Here is a 26,057-nt window from a genome sequence, read left to right as displayed (position 1 = left end):
AGTCCGCGGTGTTGCCGCCCGTGTCGTGCGAAAACTGCAGGGCGCTGAAGGTCTGAGTGGGCGCCGTGGTGTCTATGACGATGGCCTGGTTTGCGCCCAGCGAGCCCGCGGTTCCCGGCGCAGGCAGGGTCAGCACGGCGGTGTCGCCGCCCGCGCTCTGGATGGCGGCGCCCATAAGCTGCAAGGCCGTGCTGTTCAAGTAGTCGAGATCGGCGCTGTTGTCGCCGGCCTGCACGGTATAGGTGAAGCTCAGTTCGGTGGTGCCCGAGCCGCTGCTGTAGGTGGCCTGGCGGCCGGGCTGGCCCAGGTCCAGCAGCAATACCGGCACCCCGCCCGTGGTATCGACGTTCACGCTCTGGTCGAAGGTGACGACGATGGTCAGGGTGTCGCCCGCCTTGTAGCTGCCGTCGGGCTGCGAGGCGCTGACTCCGGAGACGGCCGGGTTCAACGGGAGCACGGTGATGCCTATCGTGTCAATGTCCGTCTTCTGTCCATCGCTGCCGGAAAAGCCCGAGTCATTGGACGTGACGGTGATGCTCGCATTGCCGACATGGCCGCTTGTTGGTGTGAAGCTCAAGCCTTGCAGGACAGCGTTGACTGAGGCCGTGTTGCCCTGGAAGGTGACGGTGGTGACATCAGTGCTGCCGCTCGGGCTGGTCACCGCGATGTCCAGCGAGGGCGGCAGCGTCAAGGTTCCATTGGTGGCGGTCAGCGTGACTTCCAGTACATCGCCATCGGCATCGCTGATGGATATGGCATTGCCGTTGGCATCGTTGAACACCAGGGTGAGGTCCTGCTTGACGCTCTGGGTGCCCGGCACTGCGTTGACCGGGGCATCGTTGATCGCATCCACGCTCACGCTGCGGTTGACGATATTGCTGTCCAGGCTGCTGTCGTTGATCTTGAATTCGATGTTCCGGGTGGTGGTATCCGGGTTCTCCGAGGTGCTGGTGTAGGTGACGGCACCCAGTGCCGCCTGCCATTGGGCGGCGCTGGCGCCTGCGGCCGACGACAGATTCAGGGTGGATGTGGCGGCGTCCCACAAGGCGTCGATGTCGCCCATGGTCTGGGCGACGGCCACCAGGCCCAGAACATCGGTGCTTTCCGAGTTGGTGATCCTGACGGTGGCGCTGGCCAGCGTGGGGCTGTCAAGGTCGGACACGGTGATGCCGCTGTCGATGACCACGGGCTGCGAGGCGGTGTTGGCGCCTTCGACGAAGGCTGCGTCGGCACCCGCCCCTGCGGTCAGTTGTGGCGCATCGTTGACCGCGGTGACCGTCACGCTGGCCGTATCCGTGGCCGTCGAGAATGCGCCAGTTGTATCCGAAGTGGCCGTGCTGACTTTGGTTCCCTGCTGGCCTGCGGTGCTGCTGGTCTGATCCCAGGCCTTGTAGGTGATCGATGGGGTTTCGCCATGCAGGCCGTCCGGTGTGAAGCGTATCTTGTCGGTGGCGCGCAGCAGCAGGGCCGCCGCGTCGCTCACGATGCCTGCGTCGCTCCAACTCGTGCCGCCATCGGTGCTGAACTGCCACTGTCCATAGGTGGAGCTGGCGCCGGTGATGGCAATGCCCTTGAGCGCGCCGGTGTCGACGTCGGTCACGTTGCCCAGCAGAACGCCGACCAGTTCGCCGGCGTTGTTGACTGCACCATCGGTCAGTGCTGACAGCGTGGGTGCCACGGCAGTGAGCACCGGTGCGTCATTGATGGAACTGACCACCAGGGTCGACTGGGCCGTGCCTGCGGAGAACCCCGTGCTGCCGCCATTGGTGCTGGTATCGGCCAGGCCGCGTGACCCGGGGGTCGAGGCGCTGCCGGTGGTGCGATCCCAGGCACGGAAGGTAAGGTCGACGTTCTCGCCGTTGACTGCGTCCGGCAGGTAGCGGACCTGGGTCTCGGTTGTCAGCAGCAGAGCGCTGGTATTGGAGACGGTGCCGAAATCGGTCCAGATAGTGCCATCGGCGGAGTACTGCCAGATGCCGCGACCGGTGGTTGCGGTCACGGCGATGCCGGCAAGCGCGCCGGTATCGACGTCGCCATGGCTGAGGCCGCCGAGCAACGTGCTCACCTGGTAGCCCGGGGTGGCGGTGTCTTCATTGACGCTGGCCATCGAGAACGGGCCGCCGCTGAGGGTCGGTGCATCGTTGACCGAGACGACGCTCACGGTGCTGGTGATGCCCGGACTGGCCATCCCGTTGCCGCCGTAGTCAACGCCGCCGCTGTCGCCCAAGCCGATCAGGGTGACCACTCGCGCCGATCCCGACGGTCCTTCGCTGTCGTTGCGGTAGGCGGTGTTGTTGACGATGGTCTGCGCCGCGAGCGCCGACAGGCCGGCATGCGCCAGGGTCACGATGGCGGTGTTGCCGGCGACCGAGACCGAGACGGTCGCGCTGTTGCCGGCGGTGACCACAAAGGAGCTGTTGGTCAGGGTCACAGTGCTGCCGTCGATCACCAGCTTTTCGGCAGCGCCGTCGGCCAGGTTGGTGACGGTGTAGTTCATCATGTTCACCGTCTGCCCTGACTCGATGGTATTGATCGAGGTGCCGGTGAACAGTGCGACCGCGCTGGCGTTTTCGGTGTAGATCGGGTTGGTGCCGGTGCTGCTGACCACGGGCGCATCGTTGACGGCCAGAACATTCACGTGGACCAAGGCCGCTGCGCTGGTGCCGCCGGCTCCGTCTGACAGGCTGATGGAAACTTCGCGCTGCGTGGTGGACGGGTCGGCCGTGTTGCTGTTGCGATAGGCCAGGTTCTGCAGCACCGCGGACACGGTGGTCGGCGTCGCATTGGCCGTCAGTGTCAGTTCCAGCGAATTGCCGTTGCTGCCGCCTGTGAATGTGCCAATGACCAGGCCGTTGTACATGACCGAGGCCCCGCTGACCGTCACCAGATTGGCGCCCGCACCCTGGTCGCGTATCAGCAGAATATCTTCGGCGGAGTTGCCGCCATTGGCGATCTGAACGGTCAGCTTGCCACCACCGAAGTTCGCGGAGTCGAGGTCGGTGACGACGGCATTGCCGCCCGCGTCGATCAGCACCAGCGGGCTGTCCTCGAGGTAGCTGACGGTATCGGTGTGGAGGTTGCCGATGACGGGTGGCTGCACGCTCGAGGTGGTGAAGTTCAGCGTGGTGTTGTCGCTGATGCCAGCGAATACCTTGCCGTCGGCATTGGCGAAAGTCTTGCTGTCGATACGCAGCGCATAGGACTTGCCCTGTTCCAGATCGGCCGGAGCATCGATCGTCCAGGTGGTGCCCGAGCCGGTGACCGATGCGCTGCCCACGGCAATGGTCTGCACCACGGCATTGTCCGAAGTGCGCACGATATAGATATTGCCCGTGCCTTTGCTGACCCCCTGGTCGAATGTCAGCACGATGTTGGCGGTGGGGGCGACATTCAGGCTGTTGTCGGCAGGAGTGGCGCTGAGCAGTTTGGGCCGGCTGCCGCTTTGGTTATAGACGATACTGCCGCCGGCCGTGGACGAACTGACGAATATGTCCATGTCACCGTCGCCGTCGAAGTCACCGACGCGATAGTTCTGGTTGGTCATGTTTGCCAGCGTCAATCCTGAAAATGGCGAAGCTGACAGCGCCATGTCAACAAAGGCGGCCCCATCGTTTCGGGCGTACCTCCAGTCGGAGACGGTCGTGCCGTTCTGGTAGAGGATATCGGCGTCACCATCGCTGTCGAAGTCGCTTACCACCACGCGATTGATCGTCACCGGCATTCCGGTGAGCGGCCTTTCCTCGAAAATGCCATTGACATTGCGGAAGGAAGTGATGCTCTGGCCGCCATTGACGTAGATAAGATCCGCGCGCCCATCGCCATCGATATCTGCCACCTTGTAGTTGTTTAAGGACAGGTCCGGCAGAGTGACGTTTCTGAAGGGTGATGCGGGATCGGTGATGGCCAGGTCGGTGAAGCTGCCGCTGCCGTTGTTGAGCAGCATCTTCCAGACATAGGGGCTTTCGAAGGAGCCGACACCGCCTTGGTACAGGACGTCCGCAGCACCATCACCAGTGAAGTCCGCCACGAGCGTGCGCACGCCGTAGGTGGGTCCAAGGCCGAAGTTTTCAGTGATGAAGCCCGATCCGGTATTGCGGTACAGAGTGGTGGAAGGGCCGGTGAGCTGGAAAGCCAGGATGTCGATGTCGCCATCGCCGTCCACGTCAGCCGCGTGGTAGTTGGTTCCGTTGTTTCCTGCATCGGTCAGCACCACACCGGCGAATGGCGAACTGGTCTGATCGTAGGTGGTGAACGTTCCATCGGCATTGCCTGCGGCGAATTTCCATGCCGACGCAGGAGCGCCGGTCTGGAAGAGGATGTCGTCCTGGCCGTCATTGTTGAAGTCGCCGACCACGGTTTTCATGAGGTTGTTGCCTGTGCCCAGCACCGGCGCGCTCGCGACGGCGCCACCGCTGAAGCTGACCGCCATCAGGGCGTCGAAAGCAGCTAGTTCCAGCGCGCTGGCTTCGATGCTGCCGCTGCTGCGTTCAAGCATCCAGTTGCCGCCCAGGGCGGCCGCGCCGGTATCGTCCACCGATGCCGCCACGTCCGCTCCTGTGATCGCCGCCAGTTGGCCGAGGAAGTCCCGGCTGTCGCCAGCCTCGCCCACCCGGCAGCCGTAGAGCAGTAGATCTCCGTCCTCGCCCAGCGCCGCGCCTATGCGTTGCAAGGCGGCCTGGTTTTCCGCCAAGTTGGCGCTGCTGAGCCAGGTATTGCCCACCTGCACCGTGCCCGGCGCGCCATGCGACAGCAGGTGGATGGCCTGCAGTCCGTCGCGGCCCTGCAGGTAATCGGCCATTTGCTGCAGGCCGTCCTGGGTTTCGTCGAGCAGCACCACCTGCATGTCGGGCGGCAGGCCCTGAAGCAGGCCGGAAAGATCGGCAAGGCCGGCATTCACGAAAACGACTTGGCGTGAGGAATCCGGCGCAGCGGCGGCAGCAGTTGTGGAGCGGTCCATGAAAAGTACCTTTGAATAGGAATCAGCCACTGGTGTGGTCGGTGACAGCGGCTGTTTTTGCTTGCAGTTGCAACCGTGCAGCCGTGCTGCGCTTGTGGAAAAGCCCCGCGGCGGAAGGGGCTCATAAAGGTTGCGGCTTCGATGAAACCCAATAGAAACCGATGGCCAGAGCATTTAATGCTGGCTGTGTAAACTAAAGAAAATTATACAAAAAACACAAATTCACACAACTGGATGCAAGTGACTTTTACGCATAAGAAGCCAGCTGCAATGGGCTGAAGTCCCGGACCGCCACGGGGCTGCGGCAGCGCCCCGGCAACCCACAGAAACCGGTGAAAAGCTTCTTCCGTGGATGTCAATAGGGAAATCCGCAGGCTTTGACGCCTTCAATTTTGATTCTTCGTTCAGTACACTGAATCATATTCAGCACACTCAATGAGCTGACCCATAAAGACAAGGAGCCTCACGATGTTTCCCAAGAATGCCTGGTATGTGGCGTGCATGTCCGACGAAGTGGGCGCCAAGCCGCTGGGGCGCAAGATCTGCAACGAGCCCATGGTGATCTACCGCAATGCCGCGGGCGCGGCGGTGGCGCTGGAGGACTTCTGCCCGCACCGCGGCGCGCCGCTGTCGCTGGGCACGGTGGTCGACGGCAAGCTGGTCTGCGGCTACCACGGGCTGGAAATGGGCTGCGACGGCAAGACGGTTTCCATGCCGGGCCAGCGCGTGCGCGGCTTTCCGCCGGTGCGCGCGTTTGCCGCGATCGAGCGCTATGGCTTCATCTGGGTCTGGCCGGGCACGGGCGTGCCCACGCCGCTGCACCATCTGGAATGGGCCGAAAGCCCCGACTGGGCCTACGGCGGCGGCCGTTATCACATCCATTGCGACTACCGGCTGATGGTCGACAACCTGATGGACCTGACGCACGAGACCTATGTGCACGCCAGCAGCATCGGCCAGAAGGAGATCGACGAGGCGCCGGTCAATACCAAGGTCGTGGGCGACGAGGTCGTCACCAGCCGCTTCATGGAGAAGATCCATGCGCCGCCGTTCTGGCGCATGGCGCTGCGCGGCAACGGCCTGCCCGACGAACAGCTGGTCGACCGCTGGCAGATCTGCCGCTTCACGCCGCCCAGCCACGTGATGATCGAGGTCGGTGTGGCGCTCGAAGGCAAGGGCGGCTACGACGCGCTGCCCGAACACAAGGTCTCGAGCATCGTCGTCGACTTCATCACGCCCGAGACCGACACTTCGCACCACTACTTCTGGGGCATGGCGCGCAACTTCAAGCCCCAGGACCAGGCGCTCACGGACACCATACGCGAAGGCCAGGGCAAGATCTTCGCGGAAGACATGGAAATGCTCGAGCGCCAGCAGCAGAACCTGCTGCGCTACCCCGAGCGCAAGCTGCTGATGCTCAACATCGACTCCGGCGGCGTGCAGTCGCGCCGCGTGATCGACCGCTGGCTGGAGGCCGAACGCAATGCGCCCGGTGTCGTTGCCGCGATCGCGACCGCGGGAGCCGCCGCATGAGCGCTGAACTGCTCACCGTGCGCGTGGCGCGCAAGACGCTGGAAACCGAGACCATCTGCCGGCTCGAGCTGGTGGCCGAGGGTGATCAGCCGCTGCCCGCATTCACCGCGGGCGCGCATATCGATGTGCACGCGCCCGGCGGCTTTGTGCGCCAGTACTCGCTGAGCAACCCTCCTGCCGAGACCGGCAGGTATGTGATCGGCGTGCTGCGCGAAAGCGCCTCGCGCGGCGGCTCGGTCGCCATGCACGACGCCGTGGCCGAAGGCGATGTGCTGCAGATCAGCGCGCCGCGAAACCATTTCGAGCTCGCCCAGACCGCGCAGCAGCACCTGCTGTTCGCGGGCGGCATAGGCGTGACGCCCATCCTGAGCATGGCGCGCCACCTGGCCGGCAGCGGCCAGGACTTCCGGCTGCATTACTGCACGCGTTCGCGCGCGCACACCGCGTTTGCCGATGCGCTGGCCGCGCCGGAGCTCGCGCCCCATGTGGCCCATTATTTTGCCGACGCTGGGCCGGCGCTCGATCCGCTCGCGGCGTTCGGCCCGGTGCGCGCCGGCGTGCATATCTATGCCTGCGGGCCCAAGGGCTTCATGGACTGGGTGCTGGACAGTGCGCGCCAGGCGGGCTGGCCCGAATCGCAACTGCACTGGGAGTTCTTCGCGGGCGAGGCGGTGGACCTGTCGGACGCAGGAAGTTTCGCCGTGAAGATCGCGAGCACCGGCCAGGTGATACCGATCAGTGCGCAGCAGACCGTGACCCAGGCGCTGGCGCTGTGCGGCATAGAGATCCAGATGTCGTGCGAGCAAGGCGTGTGCGGCACCTGCCTGACGCGCGTGCTCGAAGGCATTCCCGAACACAAGGACATGTACCTGACCGAGGAGGAGCAGGCCTTGAACGACCAGTTCACCCCCTGCTGCTCGCGTTCGCGCTCGCCGCTGCTGGTGCTGGACCTGTAGATGGCGGCGCAACAGGCCATGTTCCAGGATCCGGGCGGGGCCCTGGCGCTGGACGACCAGCCCGGGCATCTGATACGGCGCGCGCACCAGATCGCGGTGTCGGTGTTCCACAGCACCATGGGCGGCGACATCACGCCGGTGCAGTACGCGATTCTCAAATGCCTGCAGGCCCAGCCCGGCATAGACCAGGTGACCTTGGCGCAGGAAGTGGCGCTGGACACCTCGTCGGCCGCGCTCACCGCCGTGCGCCTGGAGACCAAGGGCTGGATCGCGCGCCAGCTCGCGCCCAAGCGCCAGCGCTGCCTGTTCCTGACCGCGCAGGGCAGCGACATGCTGCGGCAGATCGACTCCCGCATGCATGCCATGCAGAAGACGTTGCTTGACGATTTCAGCCCGCACGACCAACGCGAATTTCTGCGCCTCCTGCGGCATTTCACCGCGAGCAAGAACGCCATGAGCCGGGCACCTTACCGTCCCCAGGCACGCGAACAGAGCCGGGCGTGACGCCTATGTGGATGGTTTGTCGGACAGCGCCACGCGGTCGAGCAGCGAGATCAGCAAGGCGCGCTCGTCAGGGCTCAGGTCTTGCGCAATGCGCACTTCGTAGCGGCGCGTCTTCTCGTACAGGCTGAGCAGCTCCTGGCGGCCCTTCTCGGTCAGCAGCAGCGAGTAGCTGCGCCGGTCGCCCGGGATGGAGCAGCGCTCGACCAGTTCCAGCGCCTCGAGGTTGTCTATCACCTTGACGATGCTGGCGCGCGTGATGCGCAGCTGCTCGGCGAGCGCGGACTGGTTGGTGCCGGGTTGGGTGCCGATGATCGACAGCGCGGTCATGCGCGCGGGCGAGATGGTGTCCTCGCCATAGGCGGCGAACAGCATTTCGTAGGTGCGGACCTTGGCCCGCTGTATCGCATAGCCCAGCGAATCATGAAGTATGTCGGGCACGTCGCCGGAGGCCGGATTCTTCTGGGCTGCAGCCAGGCTGTTGTCGGCGCCTGGTTTTGCGGCTACGGGATGCGCAGTTTTCAAGGGTTACCTCTAGTTTTTGATCTCAGGCTTTAGATTAGCATGAACTAACTGTTTGCTAGGTAAACAGATTTGCAGGCTAACAAAAGGAGATGACATGAAGTTCACGACCGCGTTGAAACTGTCGCTGGGTGGCCTGGTGCTGGTCAGCCAGGCCACCTGGGCCGATATCCGCATCGGCATCAGCACTTCGTTGACCGGCCCCGGCGCTTCGCTGGGCATTCCGGTGCGCAATGCCTTCGCGATGTGGCCGCAGGAGATGGGCGGGCAAAAGCTGGTGCTGCAGGTGCTCGACGACGCCGGCGACCCGACCATCGCGACCAAGAACGCGCGCCGCTTCCTGGAGGAAAAAGTCGACGTGATCATCGGCGCGGCCAACACGCCGGCGACCATTGCCATCGCCCAGGTGGCCAACGAAGCCGGCGTGCTGCATCTCGCGCCCAACCCGGTCGAGCTGCCGCCGGGCCGCGACGCCTGGACGTTCCGCTCGACCATGGATTCGGGCTTCTTCACCGAGGGCCTGCTGGCGCACATGAAGCGCGCGGGCGTCAAGACCGTGGGCTTTCTGGGACTGTCGGATGCCTACGGCGAGGTCTATCTGAAGTCGCTGAACCAGCAGGCCGAGCAGGCCGGCGTGAAGGTGGTGGCGGTGGAGCGCTTCACGCGCGCCGACACCAGCGTCGCCGGACAGACGCTCAAGGTGCTGGCCGCGCGGCCGGACGCGGTGCTGGTGGTGGCCGTGGGCGGTGGTGCGGCCTTGCCGCAAAAAGCCCTGGCCGAGCGCCGCTACAAGGGCAAGGTCTACCACACGCCGGCTTCGGTCTCGGGCGATTTCCTGCGCCTGTCGGGCAAGGATGCCGAAGGCGCGCTGGTCATCTCCGGCCCCGAGCAGGTTCCCGAGCAGCTGCCGGCGTCGCACCCGGGCCGCAAGATCGCCCAGGCGTTCGTCGATGAGTACGAGACCAAGTACGGCGCGGGCTCGCGCACCCAGTTCGCGGCCCATGTCTATGACATCGGCCTGGTGCTGGAAAAGATCATTCCCGTGGCGCTGAAGAAGGCCCAGCCCGGATCGCCGGCCTTTCGCGAGGCCTTGAAGGATGCGCTGGAAAACACCGACGGCATCCCGGTGACCAAGGGCGTGCTGCGCTACACGGCGACCAACCACTGGGGCCATGGTCCGGACGCGCGCGCGCTGCTGCGCGTCGACAAGGGCCAGTGGACGCTGATTCCCTGATCTGCGCGCTGCTGCAAAGGAGTCAGATCCATGAATTCGTTTGAGCTGGGCGCGCTGCTGGTGCAGGACGGCATCACGACCGGCGCCATCTATGCGCTGCTGGGCGTGGCGCTGGTGCTTGTGTTCTCCGTGACGCGCATCATATTTTTCGGCCAGGGTGAGTTCGTCACTTTCGGCGCCTTGACGCTGGCCTGGCTGCAGGCGGGCCAGCTGCCCGGCACGGTCTGGCTGCTGCTGGCGATGGCGCTGATCGCCGGCGCGCTCGAGGCCGCAGCCGCGCTGCGCGAAGGCCAGCCGCGCCGGCTGGCGCGCATTGCGCTGTACTACCTGGTGGCACCGGGCGCGCTCAGCGCGCTGATGGTCTGGGCCGCGCCGCGCGGACTGCCGCTGGTGCTGCAGTGCCTGCTGAGCATGGCCATCGTCACGCCGCTGGGGCCGCTGCTGTACCGCCTGATCTACCGGCCCATGGCCAACGCCAGCGTGCTGGTGCTGCTGATCACCTCGGTGGGCGTGCATTTCGTGCTCGCCGGCATTGGGCTGTGGCTGTTCGGCGTCGAAGGCTACCGCACGCCCGCGCTGTGGGACGGCGATCTGCTGCTGGGCAATTGGGCGATCAACGGCCAGGGCGTGATCGTGCTTGCTGCGGCCATTGCGCTGATCGTGCTGCTGGCGCTGGTGTTCGGCTACACGCTGTCCGGCAAGGCCTTGCGCGCCGCCGCCTCCAATGCCACGGGCGCCAAGCTGCTGGGCATCTCGGTCGCGTTCTCGGGGCAGATGTCGTTTGCCATCGCGGCCTTCATCGGCGCGCTGTGCGGCATCCTGATCGCGCCCATCGTGACCATCTACTACGACTCGGGTCTGTTGATCGGACTCAAGGGCTTCGTCGCCGCCATCTTCGGCGGCATGGCCAGCTACGGCTTCACCCTGCTGGGCGCGGTCACCATCGGCATCGTCGAGGCGTTCTCGTCCTTTCTGGCCAGCGCCTACAAGGAAAGCATCGTGTTCCTGCTGGTGATTCCGGTGCTGTGGTGGCTGTCCAGGCGCGGCGGCGCAACCGAGGAGCATTGAATGAAACCCGATTCCTTTTCCCCGGCTGGAGCTGCTGCCGTGGCCGCGGCCCCCGGGCCACGCGCCGGCAGCAGCCGACTGCTCGCGGGCGCGCTGGTGCTGCTGGCTGCGGCCTTGCCGCTCGCGCCCGTGCCCGATCTGTTGATCACCCAGGCCAACTACGTGGGGCTGTACGCGCTGGTGGTGCTGGGCCTGGTGCTGCTGACCGGCATCGCCGGCCTGACTTCGTTCGGCCAGGCGGCGTTCGTGGGCATAGGCGCCTACGCGACCGCCTACTGCACGCTGACGTTTGGCTGGTCGCCCTGGATCACGCTGTTCGTCGGTCTGGGCGCGACCGGCGTCAGCGCCTGGCTCATAGGCACGATCACCATGCGCATGTCGGGCCACTACCTGCCGCTGGCGACCATTGCCTGGAGCATTGCGCTGTATTACCTGTTCGGCAGCGTAGAGGCGCTGGGCAAGTATGACGGTCTGTCCGATCTGCCCAGCATCACGCTGCTCGGCTGGGACCTGGGTGGCTCGCGCGCCATGTATGCGCTGATCTGGCTCAGTGTCGCGCTGTCGGCCTGGGGCGCACTCAATCTGCTGGACTCGCGGCCCGGGCGCGCCATCCGCGCGCTGCACGGCGGCGTGCAGATGGCCGAGGCCATGGGCGTGGACACCGCGCGCCTCAAGGTCACGGTGTTCGTCCTTGCCGCGCTGCTGGCTTCGGTCTCGGGCTGGCTGTTCGCCCACCTGCAGCGCGCCGTCAACCCCACGCCTTTCGGCCTCGAAGCCAGCCTCAAGTACGTGATCATGCTGGTCGCGGGCGGCATGTCGCACGTGGGCGGCGCGGTGCTGGGCTCCTCTGTCATGACGCTGCTGCAGGACCAGTTGCAGGTGCTGCTGCCGCGCTTGTTCGGCAGCGCGGGAAACTTCGAGGTCATCGTCTTCGGCCTGGTGCTGGTGCTGCTGCTGCGCTTCGCGCCCGGCGGCATGTGGCCCGGCCTGGGCCGCTGGCTGCCCGCGCGCCGCATCGCCGTGGTGCCGGGCGCGCCGGCGCTGGCGCGGCGCACGCCCGTGCCCGCGGGCGAGGCGCTGCTGCAGGTGCGCGGCGTGCAAAAGCGCTTTGGCGGACTGCTGGCGGTCGACGGCGTAGACCTCACGGTCAAGGCCGGCGAGATCGTCGGCCTGATCGGGCCGAACGGCGCGGGCAAGTCGACGACCTTCAATCTGGTCACCGGCGTGCTGCCGCCCAGCGGCGGCGAAGTGCATCTGCGCGGACTGCGCATAGACGGCCGGGCCGCGCGCGAGATCTCGCGCCTGGGGCTGGCGCGCACCTTCCAGCATGTGAAGCTGGTCGCCGACATGAGCGTGCTGGAGAACGTCGCGCTGGGCGCCTACCAGCGCGCCCGGGTGGGAGTGGTCGCGGCCGTGCTGCGGCGCGACCGGCGCATCGAGGCCGCGATGCTGCAGGAGGCCGAGCGCGCGCTGCGCCGCGTCGGTCTGGCCGAGCTGATGCACCGCCCCGCGGGCAGCCTGGCCCTGGGCCAGCAGCGGCTGGTGGAGATCGCGCGCGCGCTGTGCTGCGACCCCGCCGTGCTGCTGCTCGACGAGCCCGCGGCCGGCCTGCGCGCTTTCGAGAAACAGGCCCTGGCCGTGCTGCTGTCGGAGCTGCGCGACGAGGGCATGGGCATCCTGCTGGTGGAGCATGACATGGAATTCGTGATGAAGCTCACCGACCACATCGTGGTGATGGTGTTCGGCCGCAAGATCGCCGAAGGCGCGCCGCTGGTCATACAGACCCACCCGGCCGTGCTCGAAGCCTACCTGGGAGCCGCGCCATGACCGCACCGCTGTTCCAGATCAAGAACTTCGGCGTCTGCTACGGGCAGGTCAGCGCGCTGCAGGACGCCGACCTGGTGCTGGCCGCGGGCAGCGTGGTCACCGTCATCGGCCCCAACGGCGCCGGCAAGTCGACGCTGCTCAACGGGCTGATGGGCCTGCTGCCCAGCACGGGGGAGGTGATCTTCGACGGCCGGTCGCTGGCCGGCATGGGCACCGAGGAGCGCGTGCTGGCCGGCATTTCTCTGGTGCCCGAGCGCCGCGAGCTGTTTGCCGACATGCCCGTGATCGACAACCTGCTACTGGGCAGTTTTCGCCGCCACCGCCTGCGCGACAAGGCGCCGGCCGACCAGCTTGACTGGGTCTACGACCTGTTCCCGCGCCTCAAGGAGCGCTCCAGCCAGCTGGCCGGAACGCTGTCGGGCGGCGAGCGCCAGATGCTGGCCGTGGGCCGGGCCCTGATGGGCAAGCCGCGGCTGCTGATGCTCGACGAGCCCAGCCTGGGCCTGGCGCCGCGCATCGTGCAGGAAATGCTCGATGTGATCGGCGGCCTGCGCGCCCACGGCGTGTCCACGCTGCTGGTCGAGCAGAACGCGCGCGCCGCGCTGGCGCTGGCCGACTACGGCTATGTGCTGGAGAACGGCCGCATCGCGCTGCAGGGGCCGGCCGGCGAACTCGCCAACAACCCGCGCATCGCGCAGAGCTACATGGGCATGACGACCAGCGACGCCGTCGCGCCGGCCGCCGTGCCGAACTGAAACCCCATCGGAGCAAACCAAGCATGAACACCAATACCCTGCAAGAACCGCGTCTGGTCACCCTGGAAATCGACGGCGCCGTCGCCACCATCACGCTCAACCGCCCTGAGAAGCGCAATGCGCTGAGCCTGCGCGTGATCGAGCAGCTGCGCGATTGCTTCGCTGCGCTGCCGGCCACGGTGAGCGTGGCCATCCTGGCCGGCGCCGGCACCCATTTCAGCGCCGGGCTCGATCTGTCCGAGCTGTCCGAGGCCACCGCGGCCGAAGGCATGCAGCATTCGCTGGCCTGGTACGACGCGTTCTCCAAGATCCAGTTCGGCCGCGTGCCGGTGATCGGCGTGCTGCAGGGCGCGGTCGTCGGCGGCGGGCTGGAGCTCGCGTCCTGCCTGCATGTGCGCGTGGCGGAAGAAAGCGCCTACTTCGGCCTGCCCGAAGGCCAGCGCGGCATTTTCCTGGGCGGCGGCGGCTCGGTGCGCGTGAGCAAGCTGATCGGCTTCTCACGCGTCGCAGAAATGATGCTCACCGGCCATGTGGTCAACGCGCAGGAAGGCCATGCCATCGGCCTGGCGCACTACGTGACCCCGGCCGGCGAAGGCATGCGCAAGGCGCGTGAACTGGCCGAGCGCATTGCCGGCAACGCGCCGCTGTCGAACTTCGCCATCCTCAACGCGCTGCCGCTGATCGCCGAGCAGCCCATGTCGCACGGCCTGATGACCGAGGCGCTGATGGCCACCGTCACGCAAAGCGCGCCCGAGGCCAAGCAGCGCGTCGCCGCCTTCCTGGAAAAGCGCGCCGCCAAGGTCGTAAGCCCCGACTGAGCCCATCCCTTCCTTTTCATCGAGTCCCTTGCCATGACCCAACTTCCTCCTTCCATTGGCGGCGCTGCGCGCCTGTCTCTCGATCCCATTTTCCGGCCGCGCTCGGTGGCCATCATCGGCATGTCCGCCAAGCCCGGCTCGGCCGGCCAAGTGGTGCTGGGCAACATGCTCCAAGGCGGCTTCACCGGCACCGTGCACCTGGTCGGGCGCAGCGGCGGCGAGATCATGGGCCGTCCGGTGTTCACCGACGTGGCGCAGCTGCCCGAAGGCGTGGACCTGGCCATCCTGATGCTGCCGTCCGAAGCCGTGCTGGCCAACATCGAGGCCTGCGTGGCGCGCGGCGTGCGCGGCGCGGTCTGCTTTGCGTCCGGCTTTGCCGAGATGGGCGACGCCGGCCGCGAACAGCAGCGGCGCATAGGCGAAGTCGCGCGCGCCGGCGGCCTGGCGCTGCTGGGCCCGAACACCGTGGGCTACTTCAACTATGTGGACGCGTTCACCGTCTTCATGGTCGAGCAGAACATTCCGCCGCCGCTGGACCGCGACGCGGGCAAGGCGGTGGCCGTGGTCGCGCAAAGCGGCGGCATAGGCGCGCACCTCGCGGCCTCGCTGCGCATGCGCGGCGTGCCGCTGTCGTACATGATGACCACCGGCAACGAGGCCCAGCAAGGCCTGGCCGAAATGATCGACTTCTTCGTCGATGACCCGTACACCGGCGTGATCGTGGTCTATGCCGAGCAGATCCGCAGCGCGCCCGACTTCCTGGCCGCCGCCGGCCGCGCGCGCCAGGCCGGCAAGCCCGTGGTGCTGCTGCACCCGGGGCGCAGCGAGCGCTCGCAGGCCGCGGCCCAGTCGCATACCGGCGCGCTGGCCGGCAACCACGCAGCCATGCACCTGATGGTCGAGCATGCGGGCGTGGTCAACGTCGATACGCTGGAAGAGGCCATCGACCTGGGCCAGCTGCTGCTGCGCTATCCGCAGGCGCCCACGGGCGGCCTGGGCCTGGTCACGGCCTCGGGCGCGCTGTGCGGCATCACCCAGGACTATGTGGAGCCGCTGGGCCTGGACCTGCCCGCGCTGTCGGCCGAGCAGACCGAACGCCTGCGCGAGCATCTGCCCGACTTCACGCCGCCGCGCAATCCGCTGGACCTGGGCACGCTGGTTGCGTGGAAGCCCGAACTGATCTCGCTGGGCACGGCGTCGCTGCTGGCCGACGCGGACCTGGGCAGCGTGCTGGTGTCCCTGCCCATGCCCGGCCCCGAGACCGCCGTGGTCTGGCTGCGCCACTACCTGCAAGGCATCAGCGCCAGCGCCAAGCCCGCGATCCTGGTGATGCAAAGCGAGGACGAGCCGCTGCCGCCGGCGTTCATCGAGGAGGCGCAGCGCAGCGGCGCCATCGTCATGCGTTCGCCCGAACGCGCGCTGCGCGCACTGTCGCGCATCACGCGTTTCGGCCGCGCGCGCGCCGCCCAGGCCGCGCCCGATACCGCGCCCGCGCTGCGCCTCGACGGCCCGCTGGGTCTGGGCAGCGGCACGCAGGCCGAATGGGTGGGCAAGCAGCTGCTGGGCCGGCTGGGCCTGCGCGTGCCTGCGGGCGCGCTGGCGACCACGCCCGATGAAGCCGTGCGCATTGCCGCCGACATCGGCTACCCCGTGGTGCTCAAGGCCCAGGCCGCGACGCTGGCGCACAAGAGCGAGGTCGGCGGCGTGCTGCTGAACATCGCCGACGCGGCCGCGCTGCGCGCCGCCTGGCAGCGCCTGCATGACAACGTGCGCCGCGCCGAGCCGCAGCTGGTGCTCGATGGCGCGCTGGTCGAGAAGATGGGCGAGCGCGGCCTGGAGCTGGTCGTGGGCGCGAGCCGCGACCCCAACTGGGGACCGATCCTGATGGTCGGCCTGGGCGGCATCTGGGTCGAGGCGCTGGGCGACGTGCAGCTGCTCGCGCCCGATCTGCCGCGCAGCGCCATCGTCCAACGCCTGCGCAGCCTCAAGGCCGCCAAGCTGCTCGACGGCTTTCGCGGCGCGCCCGCGGTCGATCTGGATGCGGTCGCCGAGGTGGTCGCGCTGCTGGGCCAGCTGATGCTGCAGCACCCCGAGATCACCGAAGTCGACATCAACCCGCTGGTCGCCTACGGCAAGGGCCAGGGCGTCGTGGCGCTGGATGCGCTGATCGTCACGCAGTGAGCGGCGAGCAATCTACAAAGGACTGACAACATGGAACTCCAAGGAACTCCTGTTCTGGTGACGGGCGGCGCGCAAGGCCTGGGCGAGGCCACGGCCGTGCACCTGGCTTCGCTGGGCGCGCGCGTCACGGTGCTCGACATCCAGCTGGAACGCGCCCAGGCCGTGGCCGAGCGCATAGGCGGGCTGGCGCTGCACTGCGACGTCACCGACGCCGACAGCGCCCAGGCGGCGATCGCCGCGGCGCGCGCACGCCACGGCGTGGCGCGCCTGCTGGTGAACTGCGCGGGAGGCGGCGCGGCGCGCCGCGTCGTGGGCAAGGACGGCCCCATGCCCATGGCCGACTTCATCAAGGTGGTGAACCTGAACCTGTTTGGCGCGTTCAACATGACGCGCCTGGCCGCGGCCGAAATGATGGCCGCCGAGCCCGCAGACGCTGTAAACGGCGAGCGCGGCCTGGTGCTGTTCACCGCTTCGGTCGCGGCCTTCGAAGGCCAGGTCGGCCAGGCGGCCTATACCGCGTCCAAGGGTGCGCTCGCGGCGCTGACGATACAGCTGGCGCGCGAGTTCGCGCCGCAGGGCGTGCGCGCCATGGCGGTGGCGCCGGGCATTTTCCACACGCCGCTGCTCGAGACCCTGCCGCTGCCGGCCCAGCAGGCGCTGGCCGACAGCATTCCGTTTCCACGCCGCCTGGGCCGGCCCGAGGAGTTCGCGCAGCTGGTGGCCGACATCGCGCGCAACAGCTACCTCAACGGCGAGGTGATACGCATCGACGGCGCGGTGCGCCTGGCGCCGCGCTGAGCACTATGCTGCACTACACGCCCCCCCTGCGCGAGCTGCGCTTCGTGCTGCACGAAGTGCTGGACGCGGCCCGCCAGCTGCAGGCCCTGCCGGACCACGCCGCGATCGACACCGCGACGCTGGACGCGCTGGCCGAGGAAGCGGGCCGCTTTGCCGCGCAGCGCATCCTGCCGGTCAATGCCGCGGCCGATGCCGCGGGCTGCCGCTGGGCCGACGGTGAAGTGAGCATGCCTGCGGGCTTTGCCGACGCCTACCGCGCCTACTGCGAACTGGGCTGGCCGGCGATCTGCGCCGACGCCCGCGTGGGCGGCCAGGCCTTGCCCACGCTGGTGTTCAGCGTCGTCAACGAACTCGTGGCCTCGGCCAGCCATGCGTTCGTGATGATTGCCGCCATCAACCACTGCGCCGCCGCCTGCCTGCGCCATTCGGCCAGCGCCGCGCTGCAGGCGCAATGGCTGCCGGGCCTGGCCAGCGGACGCGTGCTGTCGTCGATGTGCATGACCGAGCCCCAGGCCGGCTCGGACATAGGCCTGCTCACCACGCGCGCCGTGCCGGGCGACCAGGGCAGCTACCGCGTCAGCGGCAGCAAGATCTTCGCCAGCGGCGCCGAGCATGACCTCAGCGACAACATCGTGCATCTGGTGCTGGCGCGCACGCCGGGCGCGCCCGCGGGTTCGCGCGGCATCAGCCTGTTTCTCGTGCCCAAGCGCCTGGAAGGCGGCGAGCGCAACGGCGTGCACTGCGATGGCATAGAGCACAAGATGGGTCTGCATGGCAGCCCGACCTGCGCGCTGCGTTTCGAGCACGCGCGCGGCTGGCTGGTTGGCGAACTGCATGCGGGCCTGCCCGCGATGTTTCCGATGATGAACGAGGCCAGGCTGCTGTCGGGCCTGCAGGCCGTGGGCCTGAGCGAGCTGGCGCTGCAGAACGCCCGGGGCTATGCGCTCGAGCGCCGCCAGGGCCGCTCGCCCGCGGGCCGCCAGCCCTGCGCGCTGGTCGAGCACCCCGACGTGCAGCGCATGCTGCTGACGCAAAAGGCCTGGACCGAAGGCGGGCGCGCGCTGGTGCACTGGGCGGCGCTGCTGATCGACCAGGCGCGAAGCCATCCCGATGCCGACCAGGCGCGCGCCGCCGGCGAGCTGCTGGGTCTGCTCACGCCCATCATCAAGGGCTTTCTGAGCGAGAACGCGCAGCAGTCCATCAGCCTGGCGCTGCAGACCTTCGGCGGCCATGGCTACATGCGCGACACCGGCATCGAGCAGCTGGTGCGCGATGCGCGCGTGATCACGCTCTATGAGGGCACGACCGGCATCCAGGGCCAGGACCTGCTGCTGCGCAAGGTGCTGGGCGATGGCGGCCGGCGGCTGGAGCTGCTGCAGGCGCAGGTGCGCGATTGGCTCGCGGGCCCCGGCAGCAGCGCCGCCATGGCTGAGTTCGCCGCGCCGCTGGCGCGCCTGCGGGACGAGCTGCAGTCGCTGACCTCGACCCTGGGCGCGCGCGAGCGCGAAACCCCGGGCGCCGCGCTGGCCGCGAGCACGGTCTTCCTGCGCCTGGCCGGCCACCTGGTGCTGGCCTGGCTGTGGGCGCGCATGGCGCAGGCCAGCCTGGAGGGCGCGGGCCGGGGCGATGCCTGGTACGCGCTCAAGCTCGAAACCGCGCGCTTTTATTTCACCCAGATGCTGCCCGAGACGCAGGCGCTGCGCGCCGCGGCGCTGGCACCGGCGACCGACACCGGCGCGCTGCTTGCGGCATCGCACTGACAGGAAAACTCCCCACCATGCAACTCAAAGGACAAGCCTACATCGTGGGCGCTTATGAACACCCGACCCGGCATGCGCTGGACCGCTCGCTGGGCCAGCTGCACGTGGACGTCGCGGCCGGCGCGCTGGCCGACGCCGGCCTGACGTGGGCGGATGTCGATGGCTACTTCTGCGCCGGCGATGTGCCCGGCTGGGAAGCCCAGGGCGCGGGTCCGCTGTCCATGGTCGAGTACCTGGGACTGAACCTGCGCCATCTGGACACCACCGAAAGCTGGGGCTCGGCCTATCTGAACCATGTGGCACATGCGGTCCAGGCGATTGCCGCGGGCAAGTGCCGCGTGGCGCTGATCACCCAGGCGGGCCGGCCACGTGCGGAGAAGTTCTCGCCCGAGGCCAGCCACCGCCTGCAGACCCAGTCGGCGGCCGAGTCGCCGTTCGAGGCGCCCTATGGTCCGGTGGTGACCAATGTCTACGGCATGTGCGCACAACGCCACATGTACGAGCATGGCACCACCTCCGAACAGCTGGCCTGGATCAAGGTCGCGGCCTCGCACCATGCCCAGCACAACCCGCATGCCATGCTGCGCCAACCGGTGACGGTGCAGGATGTGCTCGATTCGCCCATCGTCGCCACGCCGCTGCACCGGCTCGACTGCTGCGTCATCAGCGACGGCGGCGGCGCGCTGGTCGTGGCCCACCCCGAAGTGGCGCGAAGTCTCAAGCGCCCGCTGGTCACGCCCATAGGCGCGGGCTTTGCGGTCAAGCACCTCAACGGCGGCCATTTCGACATCCTCGCCTCGGGCGGCGTGCAGACCGGGCGCGAGGCCTTTGCCCAGGCGGGCGTGGGCCCGGCCGACATCCAGTACGCCTCGCTCTACGACAGCTTCACCATCACGGTGCTGATGCAGCTGGAGAACCTGGGCTTTTGCGCGCCCGGCGAAGGCGGGCGCTTCGTCGCCGACGGCGGGCTGATCAGCGGCGTCGGCCGCCTGCCCGTCAACACCGACGGCGGCGGCCTGTGCAGCAACCACCCGGGCAACCGCGGCGGCATGACCAAGGTGATAGAGGCCGTGCGCCAGCTGCGCGGCGAAGCCCATCCCCAAGTGCAGGTGCGCGATTGCCGGCTCGCGCTGGCGCACGGCACCGGCGGCCAACTTGGCGCGCGCCACGGCAGCGCCACCCTGATCCTGGAACGAGAGGCCTGAACATGCAAGACCGCATCCCCCCATCGCCGCAAATCTGGCCCGAGACCGCCGCCTATTGGGACGCGGCCAATGAAGGCCGGCTGCTGCTGCGCCGCTGCCTCGACACCGGCCGCGCCTACCACTATCCGCGCCCGCACAGTCCGTTCACCGGCAGCGACAACACCGAATGGATGCCGGCCAGCGGCAAGGGCACGGTGTATTCGCTCAGCGTGCTGCCGCGCGCCCAGCCGCCGTACTGCATCGCCTATGTCGCGCTGGCCGAGGGCCCCATCATGCTGAGCAATCTGCTGGCCGATGACCTGTCGAGCCTGCGCATAGGCCAGCCGGTGCAGGTGCGCTTCGTGGCCAGCGCCAACGGCCAGATGGTTCCCATGTTCGAGCCCTGCTGAAAGGGCGCGCCATGCTTGCCAGCGTCACTTCTTTGCGCCCCGCGATGCCGGCCCCGCCCGCCCTGGCGCGGGTCACGCCAACTGCCGACGACGACGGCGCCTGCGCGCCCGGTTGGCTGCCGCACTTTCGCGGCCTGCGCGCCATGGTGGCCGTGGCCGAGCAGGGCACGGTGGTGCGCGCCGCCGAAGTGCTGCACCTGTCGCAACCCGCGGTCACGCGCGCGCTGCGCGGTCTGGAAGATGTGCTGGGCTTTGCGCTGTTCGAGCGCTGCGCGCGCGGCATGCTGCCCACGCCGGCCGGGCGCATCCTGACCGAGCGCGCGCGCCGTGCATTCTCCGAGCTGGAGCAGGCCAGCGCCGCGATCACCATGCTCGCCGGTGCGGGCCGCAAGGCCCAGGGCCAGCGCTTCGCCGCCATGGTGGCGCCGCATCTGCTCGACAGCCTGGTGGCCGTGGCCGAGCAGGGCAGCGGGCCGCAGGCAGGCCACAAGCTGGGCCGCAGCCAGCCCACGGTGCACCGCAATCTGGCCGAGCTGGAACACCTGGCCGGCGTGGTGCTGTTCAATCGCACGGCCTTCGGCACGCGGCTGACCGAGGCCGGCGAGACCCTGCTGTGCGGCGTCAAGCGCGCGCTGGCCTCGCTGGCCGTGGCGCACGAGGAACTCGCACCCTTCGGCGGCCGGCCCACGGCCCAGGTGCGCATCGGGGCCCTGCCGTTGTCCATAGGCGTGCTGGTCCCGCAGGCCGTGGACCGCCTGCTGAGTGCCTGCCCGCACCTGCAGGTGACCATCGTCGACGGCACCTATGACGCGCTGGTGCAGCAGCTGCGCCGCGCCGAGATCGACCTGATCGTCGGTGCGCTGCGGCCTCTGGGCGCGCCGCGCGACCTGGTGCAGGAGCCGCTGTTCCAGGACCGGCTGATGCTGGTCGCGCGTGCCGGCCATCCTTGCCTCTCCCAGCCGCCGCGTTGCCTGGCCGAGTTGGTGGGCCACGCCTGGATCGTGCCGTTGCCGCAGACACCGGCGCGGCTGGTGTTCGAGCGCCTGTTCCGGAGCGCCGACCTGCCGCTGCCGGCCGCGCGCCTGCAGGTCAACAGCCCGGCCATGGTGCGTACGCTGCTGCTGGGCAGCGACCGCCTGGCGCTGCTGTCGCCGCTGCAGATCGAGGCCGAGCTGCGCAGCGGCCAGCTGGCCGTCGTGCCGCTGCCCGGCCTCGATGCCAGCCGCACCATAGGTGCGTCCACACGCCTGGGGGGCAGCCTCTCACCCGCGGTGCTGGCCTTGCTGGACGAGCTGCGCGCGGTGGCCGGGCAACTGGTGCCGGTCCTGCACCGCTGCGCGACAAACCCTGTCCGCGAGCCGGCGGTCGAAGCGTCTTGATCTTCATGGGTTTGTCAACAGACGCTCGTATACTCCTGCGAAGTTTTCAAACGGAAGAAAGCGCGTAGCGGTGCCGGCGCAGCTCTTCCGTATCTGCAACAGGATTCCTTTTCCTTGGGAGCGCCCTATGCGCATGACTTGCACGCCGCACGCCTGGTCCTCCGGTGCAATCATTTCCTGGCATCACCTTGGCATGGCGCTGTGCGCCTGGCTTGCCGCAGGCGCTGCCCATGCGGCTCGTCCCATGATTACCGACGATGCCCGCATCGTCGACGCGAAATCCTGCCAGGTCGAGAGCTGGGTCAAGTCCAACCGCGGCAGCACCGAGTACTGGGCGCAGCCCGCGTGCAATTTCACCGGCAACCTGGAACTGATGCTCGGCGGTGCCCGTACCAAAGGCGACCTGGGAGTGCAGACCACGGATATCGTCTTTCAGGGCAAGACCCTGTTCAAGACGCTGGAGCCCAATGGCTGGTCCTGGGGGCTGGCGCTGGGCAATGCGCGCCATGCGCAGATCCACAACGGTCTGATCGGCGACCTCTATGCCTATGTGCCCGCCACTTTTTCATTCCGCGATGACCGGGTGCTGCTGCACACCAATCTGGGCTGGCTGCGCGAGAAGGAACCGAGAAGGCAGCGCATGACCTGGGGCATAGGCACAGAAACGCAGTTGTCGCAGTCCACCTGGATGATCGCCGAAACCTTCGGCCAGAACCAGGGCAAGGCGTTCTATCAAGTTGGCCTGCGCTACTGGCTGGTGCCCAATCGTGTGCAGATGGATGCCACCTATGGCAATCGCGCGGGCAGCAGCACGCAGGAGCGCTGGCTCTCCATCGGTGTGCGCCTGCTGTCCCCCGCTTTTCTGCCGTAGCGTCCGGTCGCTGAAAGTGCATTGACCGACAGCCGCAAGCTGGTTGCTGGCGCGCTTGGGCGCGCGCAGGCAAGCCCGCGCCGCGCCCTATGCGGGTGATTGCGGATATCGGCAATAAGCATGGCGCGCGGGTCGAATCGCATTGGCCGTCCCTGGGGTGAACTGAGATGCTGCGATGCATCACAGCCCCAAGAGGAGACCGCTTCCATGAACCTGCCCCGCCACCTTCTTTGCAGCGCCGCGGCGCTTCCCCTGCTGCTGAGCGCCTGCGGCGGCGACGGCGCACCGCAGGCGAGCGCGCCGCCGCCCCAGTTATCGAAGGCCCAGGGCGGCGCGCTGCAGGCCTGCGCCACGCTCAGTGCCGTATCCCTGCCCAACACGCGTTTCACTTCCGCCACTGTCGTTCCGGCCGGCGCGTTGGCCGGCCAGCAGGCGCCCGAGCACTGCCTGGTGCAGGGCCTGATGCACGAACGCACGGGCGTCAACGGCAACTACGCGATAGGCTTCGAGATGCGCCTGCCCAAGGCCTGGAACGGGCGCTTCTTCTACCAGGCCAACGGCGGCGGCGACGGCGTGGTGGCCACGGCCGTGGGCGCGTCCGGCCCAGGCACGGACACCACGGCGCTGTCCATGGGTTTTGCCGTGCTCAGCTCGGACGCGGGCCACAACGGCGCGCAGAACAATGCAGGCCCCGGGCATTTCGGGCTGGACCCGCAGGCGCGGCTGGACTACGGCTACCAGGCCGTGGCCAAGCTCACGCCCATGGGCCGCAAGGTGGTGAACGCGGCCTATGGCAAGGAGCCGGACCGCATGTACATGGGCGGCTGCTCCAACGGCGGGCGCCACGCCATGGTTGCGGCCAGTCGCTATGCCGCGCAATATGACGGCATTCTGGCCGGCAACCCGGGCTTCAACCTGCCCAAGTCGGCGGTGCAGGGCGCCTGGGACACGCAGTGGCTCAACACCGTGGCCGATTCCACGGCCGCGCTGTCCAGCGCTTTCACGCCCGCCGAACTGAACCTCGTGGCCGACCGCGTGCTGGCGCGCTGCGACGCGCTCGACGGCCTCAAGGACGGCATGGTGCTCGACGTGCAGGCCTGCCAGACCACGTTCAAGCTGGACCTGGACGTGCCCACCTGCAGCGGCGCGCGCGACGGCAGCTGCCTGAGCGCGGCGCAGAAAACCGCGATGGGCAAGATCTTCGGCGGCGCGAAGAATGCCGCAGGCACGGCGCTGCATGCAAGTTTCCCCTATGACCCGGGAATGCGCAGCGGCGGCTGGTCGGTCTGGAAGTACTTCATCAACACCACGCTGGGCGCGGGCTCGCTGCCCTACATCTTCACCACGCCGCCCAACGCGCTGGCGCCGACGGCGCTCGTGGACGGCCTGCTGAACTACAGCATGGACAAGGACGCACCCAAGATCGGGACCACGGGCGGCCTGTTCACCGAATCGGCGCTGGCGTTCATGACGCCGCCCGACGCCGACCGGCTGTTCACGCTGCGCGAGCGCGGCGCCAAGCTCATGGTCTACCACGGCACGGCCGACCCGGCGTTTTCGTCGGACGACACGGCCAACTGGTACACGGCGCTGCGCAAGACCCATGGCGAGGACACGCCCAACTTCGCGCGCTACTACCCCGTGGCCGGCATGAACCACTGCTCGGGCGGGGTCGCCACCGACCGCTTCGACATGCTCACGGCGCTCGTCGACTGGGTCGAGGACGGCCGTGCGCCCGACCGCATCACCGCGTCCGTGCGTCCGGCCAATGCCGATCTGGCCGCGACCGGCTGGTCCAGCGCCCGCACCCGGCCGCTGTGCCCTTTCCCCAAGGTCGCGCGCTACCAGGGCGGCAATACCGAATCGGCCGCGAGCTTCGCCTGCGAATGACGCCCGCCACCGGCCCGGGGCATGGGCCGGTGATTGGGGTTAGTCCGGGGCTATCGACAAAACGAATGGGTCGCGATGCGAATGGCATTGGTCGCGCAGCCGGCTTGCTGAGAAGCTGACGGCAGTGCCAATGAGCACCTATCCCTACGAATCCATACCTATATTTCAGGAGACAAAAACATGGCATTGCGCAAACTCACCCTCATCGCCGCGGCTTCGCTGGGCGCGCTGGCCAGCCTGGGCGTGCAGGCCCAGACCGCCGCGCCCAGCTCGTCGGTGACCATCTGGGGCGTGGTCGACGCCTTTGCGGGACGCCAGCAGCTGTCGGGGCGCGACGCGACCACGGTCGTGGGCTCGGGCGGCCTGACGACTTCGCGCGTGGCTTTCATGGGCGCCGAAGACCTGGGTGGAGGCCTGCGCGCGAACTTCAACCTGCAGATGTTCCTGCGCCCCGATTCGGGCGACCTGGGCCGCTTTCCCGGCGACGTCGCGTTTGCGGGCCGCTCCACCGTGGGCCTGAGCGGCAACTTCGGCGAGTTCAACATGGGGCGCATGAATTCGCCGCTGTTCTTCACGCTGATGCGCCAGGACGTGTTCGGCCTGGCCGCGCTGGGCCCGATGTTCCAGCACATGTTCCCCGGCGGCCAGCCGATTGCCGCGCCGCAGGCCGTGACCGACAGCACCATCAACAACGGCCTGCAGTACGCCACGCCCAACTTCGGCGGCTTTCGCGGCGCCGTGCATTACGGCATGTCCGAGACCAGCCCGCACAGGGGCCGCTCGGGCTACAGCCTGAGCTACATCAACCAGGGCCTGGACGTGGCGATCGCGGGCGACCACATCAAGGCCGGTCCGCTGGTCGCGGGCGAGTCCAAGCAGACTTCGCAGCTGGTCAGCGCGTCCTATGACTTCGGCAGCTTCAAGCTCGTGGGCATCGCCCAGCGCCAGAAGCAGGAAGTGCTGCGCAACACCTACAAGATCTACAACCTGGGCGCGAGCATTCCGGTGATGGGCGCGCACAAGGTGCTGGTGTCGTACTCGCATACCGACCTGGACGCCGTGGTCGGCGACCGCACGCGCAAGACCCTGGCCCTGTCCTATAACCACTATCTGTCCAAGCGCACCGACCTCTACGTGCTCGCGAGCTCGGACAAGGTCAGCGACCTCAAGCGCGGCACGACGCTGGTCGGCGGCATCCGCCACCGTTTCTGAACGGTGGGGCCCGTGTCCGGTCTTGCGCCAGGCCGACGCGGGCGTTCAAAGGTTCATGCTGTGGCGCTGGATGGTCGCGTGTTCGCGCAGCAGCATCTCGGCGCGTGACGATTCCCTGCGCTCCAGTGCCTCGACGATGTAGTGGTGCTGGCGATGCGCATAGACCAGGTCCGCGAGCGCGACCGCATCGGGCGCGTCGCC

Annotated in this window: 19 protein-coding genes; 17 read left to right on the top strand and 2 right to left on the bottom strand. The window is 67.8% G+C overall.

Going from position 1 to position 26,057, the window contains the following annotated elements; all coding sequences use genetic code 11:
* Positions 1-5,131 (bottom strand): DUF4347 domain-containing protein (locus RR928_RS12280; RefSeq protein WP_332682690.1); only part of this gene is annotated, 5,131 nt, incomplete at its 3' end.
* Positions 5,132-5,425: 294 nt separating this feature from the next.
* Between RR928_RS12280 and RR928_RS12275 the strand changes: the two genes are divergently transcribed.
* From RR928_RS12275 to RR928_RS12265, 3 genes are read left to right on the top strand one after another with little or no spacing between them, the layout of a single operon-like run.
* Entirely contained in the window at positions 5,426-6,490 is a 1,065-nt protein-coding gene (locus RR928_RS12275; protein WP_332682689.1) for an aromatic ring-hydroxylating dioxygenase subunit alpha, read from the top strand.
* Positions 6,487-7,446, top strand: a complete 960-nt coding sequence (locus RR928_RS12270; protein ID WP_332537161.1) for a PDR/VanB family oxidoreductase — start codon at positions 6,487-6,489, stop codon at positions 7,444-7,446. Before RR928_RS12275 ends, RR928_RS12270 begins: the two co-directional genes overlap by 4 nt.
* Entirely contained in the window at positions 7,447-7,950 is a 504-nt protein-coding gene (locus tag RR928_RS12265; protein WP_332682687.1) for a MarR family winged helix-turn-helix transcriptional regulator, read from the top strand.
* Between the two features lie 3 nt (positions 7,951-7,953).
* Here the strand turns inward: RR928_RS12265 and RR928_RS12260 are convergent, their stop codons facing one another.
* Positions 7,954-8,472, bottom strand: a complete 519-nt coding sequence (locus RR928_RS12260) for a MarR family winged helix-turn-helix transcriptional regulator (protein ID WP_332549040.1) — start codon at positions 8,470-8,472, stop codon at positions 7,954-7,956.
* A 94-nt stretch (positions 8,473-8,566) separates the two neighbouring features.
* Here RR928_RS12260 and RR928_RS12255 point away from each other — a divergent pair, with 94 nt between their 5' ends.
* From RR928_RS12255 to RR928_RS12190, 14 genes are all read left to right on the top strand, one after another.
* Positions 8,567-9,703 carry an ABC transporter substrate-binding protein gene (locus RR928_RS12255; RefSeq protein WP_332682685.1) on the top strand — a complete coding sequence of 379 codons (1,137 nt, stop codon included), beginning with the start codon at positions 8,567-8,569 and terminating at the stop codon, positions 9,701-9,703.
* A 30-nt stretch (positions 9,704-9,733) separates the two neighbouring features.
* Positions 9,734-10,771 (top strand): branched-chain amino acid ABC transporter permease, encoded by a 1,038-nt coding sequence (locus RR928_RS12250; protein WP_332682683.1) that lies wholly within the window; start codon positions 9,734-9,736, stop codon positions 10,769-10,771.
* On the top strand, positions 10,772-12,598 hold the full coding sequence (locus RR928_RS12245; RefSeq protein WP_332682681.1) for a branched-chain amino acid ABC transporter ATP-binding protein/permease: 1,827 nt from the start codon (positions 10,772-10,774) through the stop codon (positions 12,596-12,598). It begins immediately after the preceding gene.
* Entirely contained in the window at positions 12,595-13,353 is a 759-nt protein-coding gene (locus RR928_RS12240) for an ABC transporter ATP-binding protein (RefSeq protein ID WP_332537152.1), read from the top strand. The genes RR928_RS12245 and RR928_RS12240 overlap by 4 nt, the downstream gene beginning before the upstream one ends.
* A gap of 23 nt (positions 13,354-13,376) precedes the next feature.
* On the top strand, positions 13,377-14,171 hold the full coding sequence (locus tag RR928_RS12235) for a crotonase/enoyl-CoA hydratase family protein (protein ID WP_332537150.1): 795 nt from the start codon (positions 13,377-13,379) through the stop codon (positions 14,169-14,171).
* Positions 14,172-14,204: 33 nt separating this feature from the next.
* Complete coding sequence (locus tag RR928_RS12230) at positions 14,205-16,352, top strand: acetate--CoA ligase family protein (RefSeq protein WP_332682678.1); 2,148 nt, start codon at positions 14,205-14,207, stop codon at positions 16,350-16,352.
* A 30-nt stretch (positions 16,353-16,382) separates the two neighbouring features.
* The gene (locus RR928_RS12225) at positions 16,383-17,150 is read left to right on the top strand and encodes an SDR family NAD(P)-dependent oxidoreductase (protein WP_332537146.1); all 768 of its coding nucleotides are present in this window, start codon (positions 16,383-16,385) and stop codon (positions 17,148-17,150) included.
* Between the two features lie 5 nt (positions 17,151-17,155).
* The gene (locus RR928_RS12220; protein WP_332682675.1) at positions 17,156-18,910 is read left to right on the top strand and encodes an acyl-CoA dehydrogenase; all 1,755 of its coding nucleotides are present in this window, start codon (positions 17,156-17,158) and stop codon (positions 18,908-18,910) included.
* Between the two features lie 17 nt (positions 18,911-18,927).
* Positions 18,928-20,115 carry a thiolase domain-containing protein gene (locus RR928_RS12215; RefSeq protein ID WP_332537142.1) on the top strand — a complete coding sequence of 396 codons (1,188 nt, stop codon included), beginning with the start codon at positions 18,928-18,930 and terminating at the stop codon, positions 20,113-20,115.
* 2 nt (positions 20,116-20,117) lie between these two features.
* Positions 20,118-20,504 carry a Zn-ribbon domain-containing OB-fold protein gene (locus RR928_RS12210; protein ID WP_332537140.1) on the top strand — a complete coding sequence of 129 codons (387 nt, stop codon included), beginning with the start codon at positions 20,118-20,120 and terminating at the stop codon, positions 20,502-20,504.
* 44 nt (positions 20,505-20,548) lie between these two features.
* Positions 20,549-21,883, top strand: coding sequence for a LysR family transcriptional regulator (locus RR928_RS12205; protein ID WP_332537138.1), 1,335 nt, complete (start codon positions 20,549-20,551; stop codon positions 21,881-21,883).
* Positions 21,884-22,076: 193 nt separating this feature from the next.
* Positions 22,077-22,754, top strand: coding sequence for a hypothetical protein (locus tag RR928_RS12200; protein WP_332537165.1), 678 nt, complete (start codon positions 22,077-22,079; stop codon positions 22,752-22,754).
* Positions 22,755-22,961: 207 nt separating this feature from the next.
* Positions 22,962-24,644, top strand: coding sequence for a tannase/feruloyl esterase family alpha/beta hydrolase (locus RR928_RS12195; RefSeq protein WP_332682672.1), 1,683 nt, complete (start codon positions 22,962-22,964; stop codon positions 24,642-24,644).
* A 180-nt stretch (positions 24,645-24,824) separates the two neighbouring features.
* Positions 24,825-25,856 carry a porin gene (locus tag RR928_RS12190; RefSeq protein WP_332682670.1) on the top strand — a complete coding sequence of 344 codons (1,032 nt, stop codon included), beginning with the start codon at positions 24,825-24,827 and terminating at the stop codon, positions 25,854-25,856.
* Positions 25,857-26,057: the final 201 nt, after the last annotated feature.

The organism is Comamonas sp. (assembly GCF_036666375.1).
Taxonomy (GTDB): Bacteria; Pseudomonadota; Gammaproteobacteria; order Burkholderiales; family Burkholderiaceae_C; genus Comamonas.
This window is presented reverse-complemented; position numbering and strand designations above follow the sequence as displayed.

Coding starts and splice junctions, on each gene's coding strand:
- RR928_RS12275 (WP_332682689.1), top strand. CDS start 5,426: ATGTTTCCCAAGAATGCCTGGTATGTGGCGTGCATGTCCGACGAAGTG.
- RR928_RS12270 (WP_332537161.1), top strand. CDS start 6,487: ATGAGCGCTGAACTGCTCACCGTGCGCGTGGCGCGCAAGACGCTGGAA.
- RR928_RS12265 (WP_332682687.1), top strand. CDS start 7,447: ATGGCGGCGCAACAGGCCATGTTCCAGGATCCGGGCGGGGCCCTGGCG.
- RR928_RS12255 (WP_332682685.1), top strand. CDS start 8,567: ATGAAGTTCACGACCGCGTTGAAACTGTCGCTGGGTGGCCTGGTGCTG.
- RR928_RS12250 (WP_332682683.1), top strand. CDS start 9,734: ATGAATTCGTTTGAGCTGGGCGCGCTGCTGGTGCAGGACGGCATCACG.
- RR928_RS12245 (WP_332682681.1), top strand. CDS start 10,772: ATGAAACCCGATTCCTTTTCCCCGGCTGGAGCTGCTGCCGTGGCCGCG.
- RR928_RS12240 (WP_332537152.1), top strand. CDS start 12,595: ATGACCGCACCGCTGTTCCAGATCAAGAACTTCGGCGTCTGCTACGGG.
- RR928_RS12235 (WP_332537150.1), top strand. CDS start 13,377: ATGAACACCAATACCCTGCAAGAACCGCGTCTGGTCACCCTGGAAATC.
- RR928_RS12230 (WP_332682678.1), top strand. CDS start 14,205: ATGACCCAACTTCCTCCTTCCATTGGCGGCGCTGCGCGCCTGTCTCTC.
- RR928_RS12225 (WP_332537146.1), top strand. CDS start 16,383: ATGGAACTCCAAGGAACTCCTGTTCTGGTGACGGGCGGCGCGCAAGGC.
- RR928_RS12220 (WP_332682675.1), top strand. CDS start 17,156: ATGCTGCACTACACGCCCCCCCTGCGCGAGCTGCGCTTCGTGCTGCAC.
- RR928_RS12215 (WP_332537142.1), top strand. CDS start 18,928: ATGCAACTCAAAGGACAAGCCTACATCGTGGGCGCTTATGAACACCCG.
- RR928_RS12210 (WP_332537140.1), top strand. CDS start 20,118: ATGCAAGACCGCATCCCCCCATCGCCGCAAATCTGGCCCGAGACCGCC.
- RR928_RS12205 (WP_332537138.1), top strand. CDS start 20,549: ATGCCGGCCCCGCCCGCCCTGGCGCGGGTCACGCCAACTGCCGACGAC.
- RR928_RS12200 (WP_332537165.1), top strand. CDS start 22,077: ATGGCGCTGTGCGCCTGGCTTGCCGCAGGCGCTGCCCATGCGGCTCGT.
- RR928_RS12195 (WP_332682672.1), top strand. CDS start 22,962: ATGAACCTGCCCCGCCACCTTCTTTGCAGCGCCGCGGCGCTTCCCCTG.
- RR928_RS12190 (WP_332682670.1), top strand. CDS start 24,825: ATGGCATTGCGCAAACTCACCCTCATCGCCGCGGCTTCGCTGGGCGCG.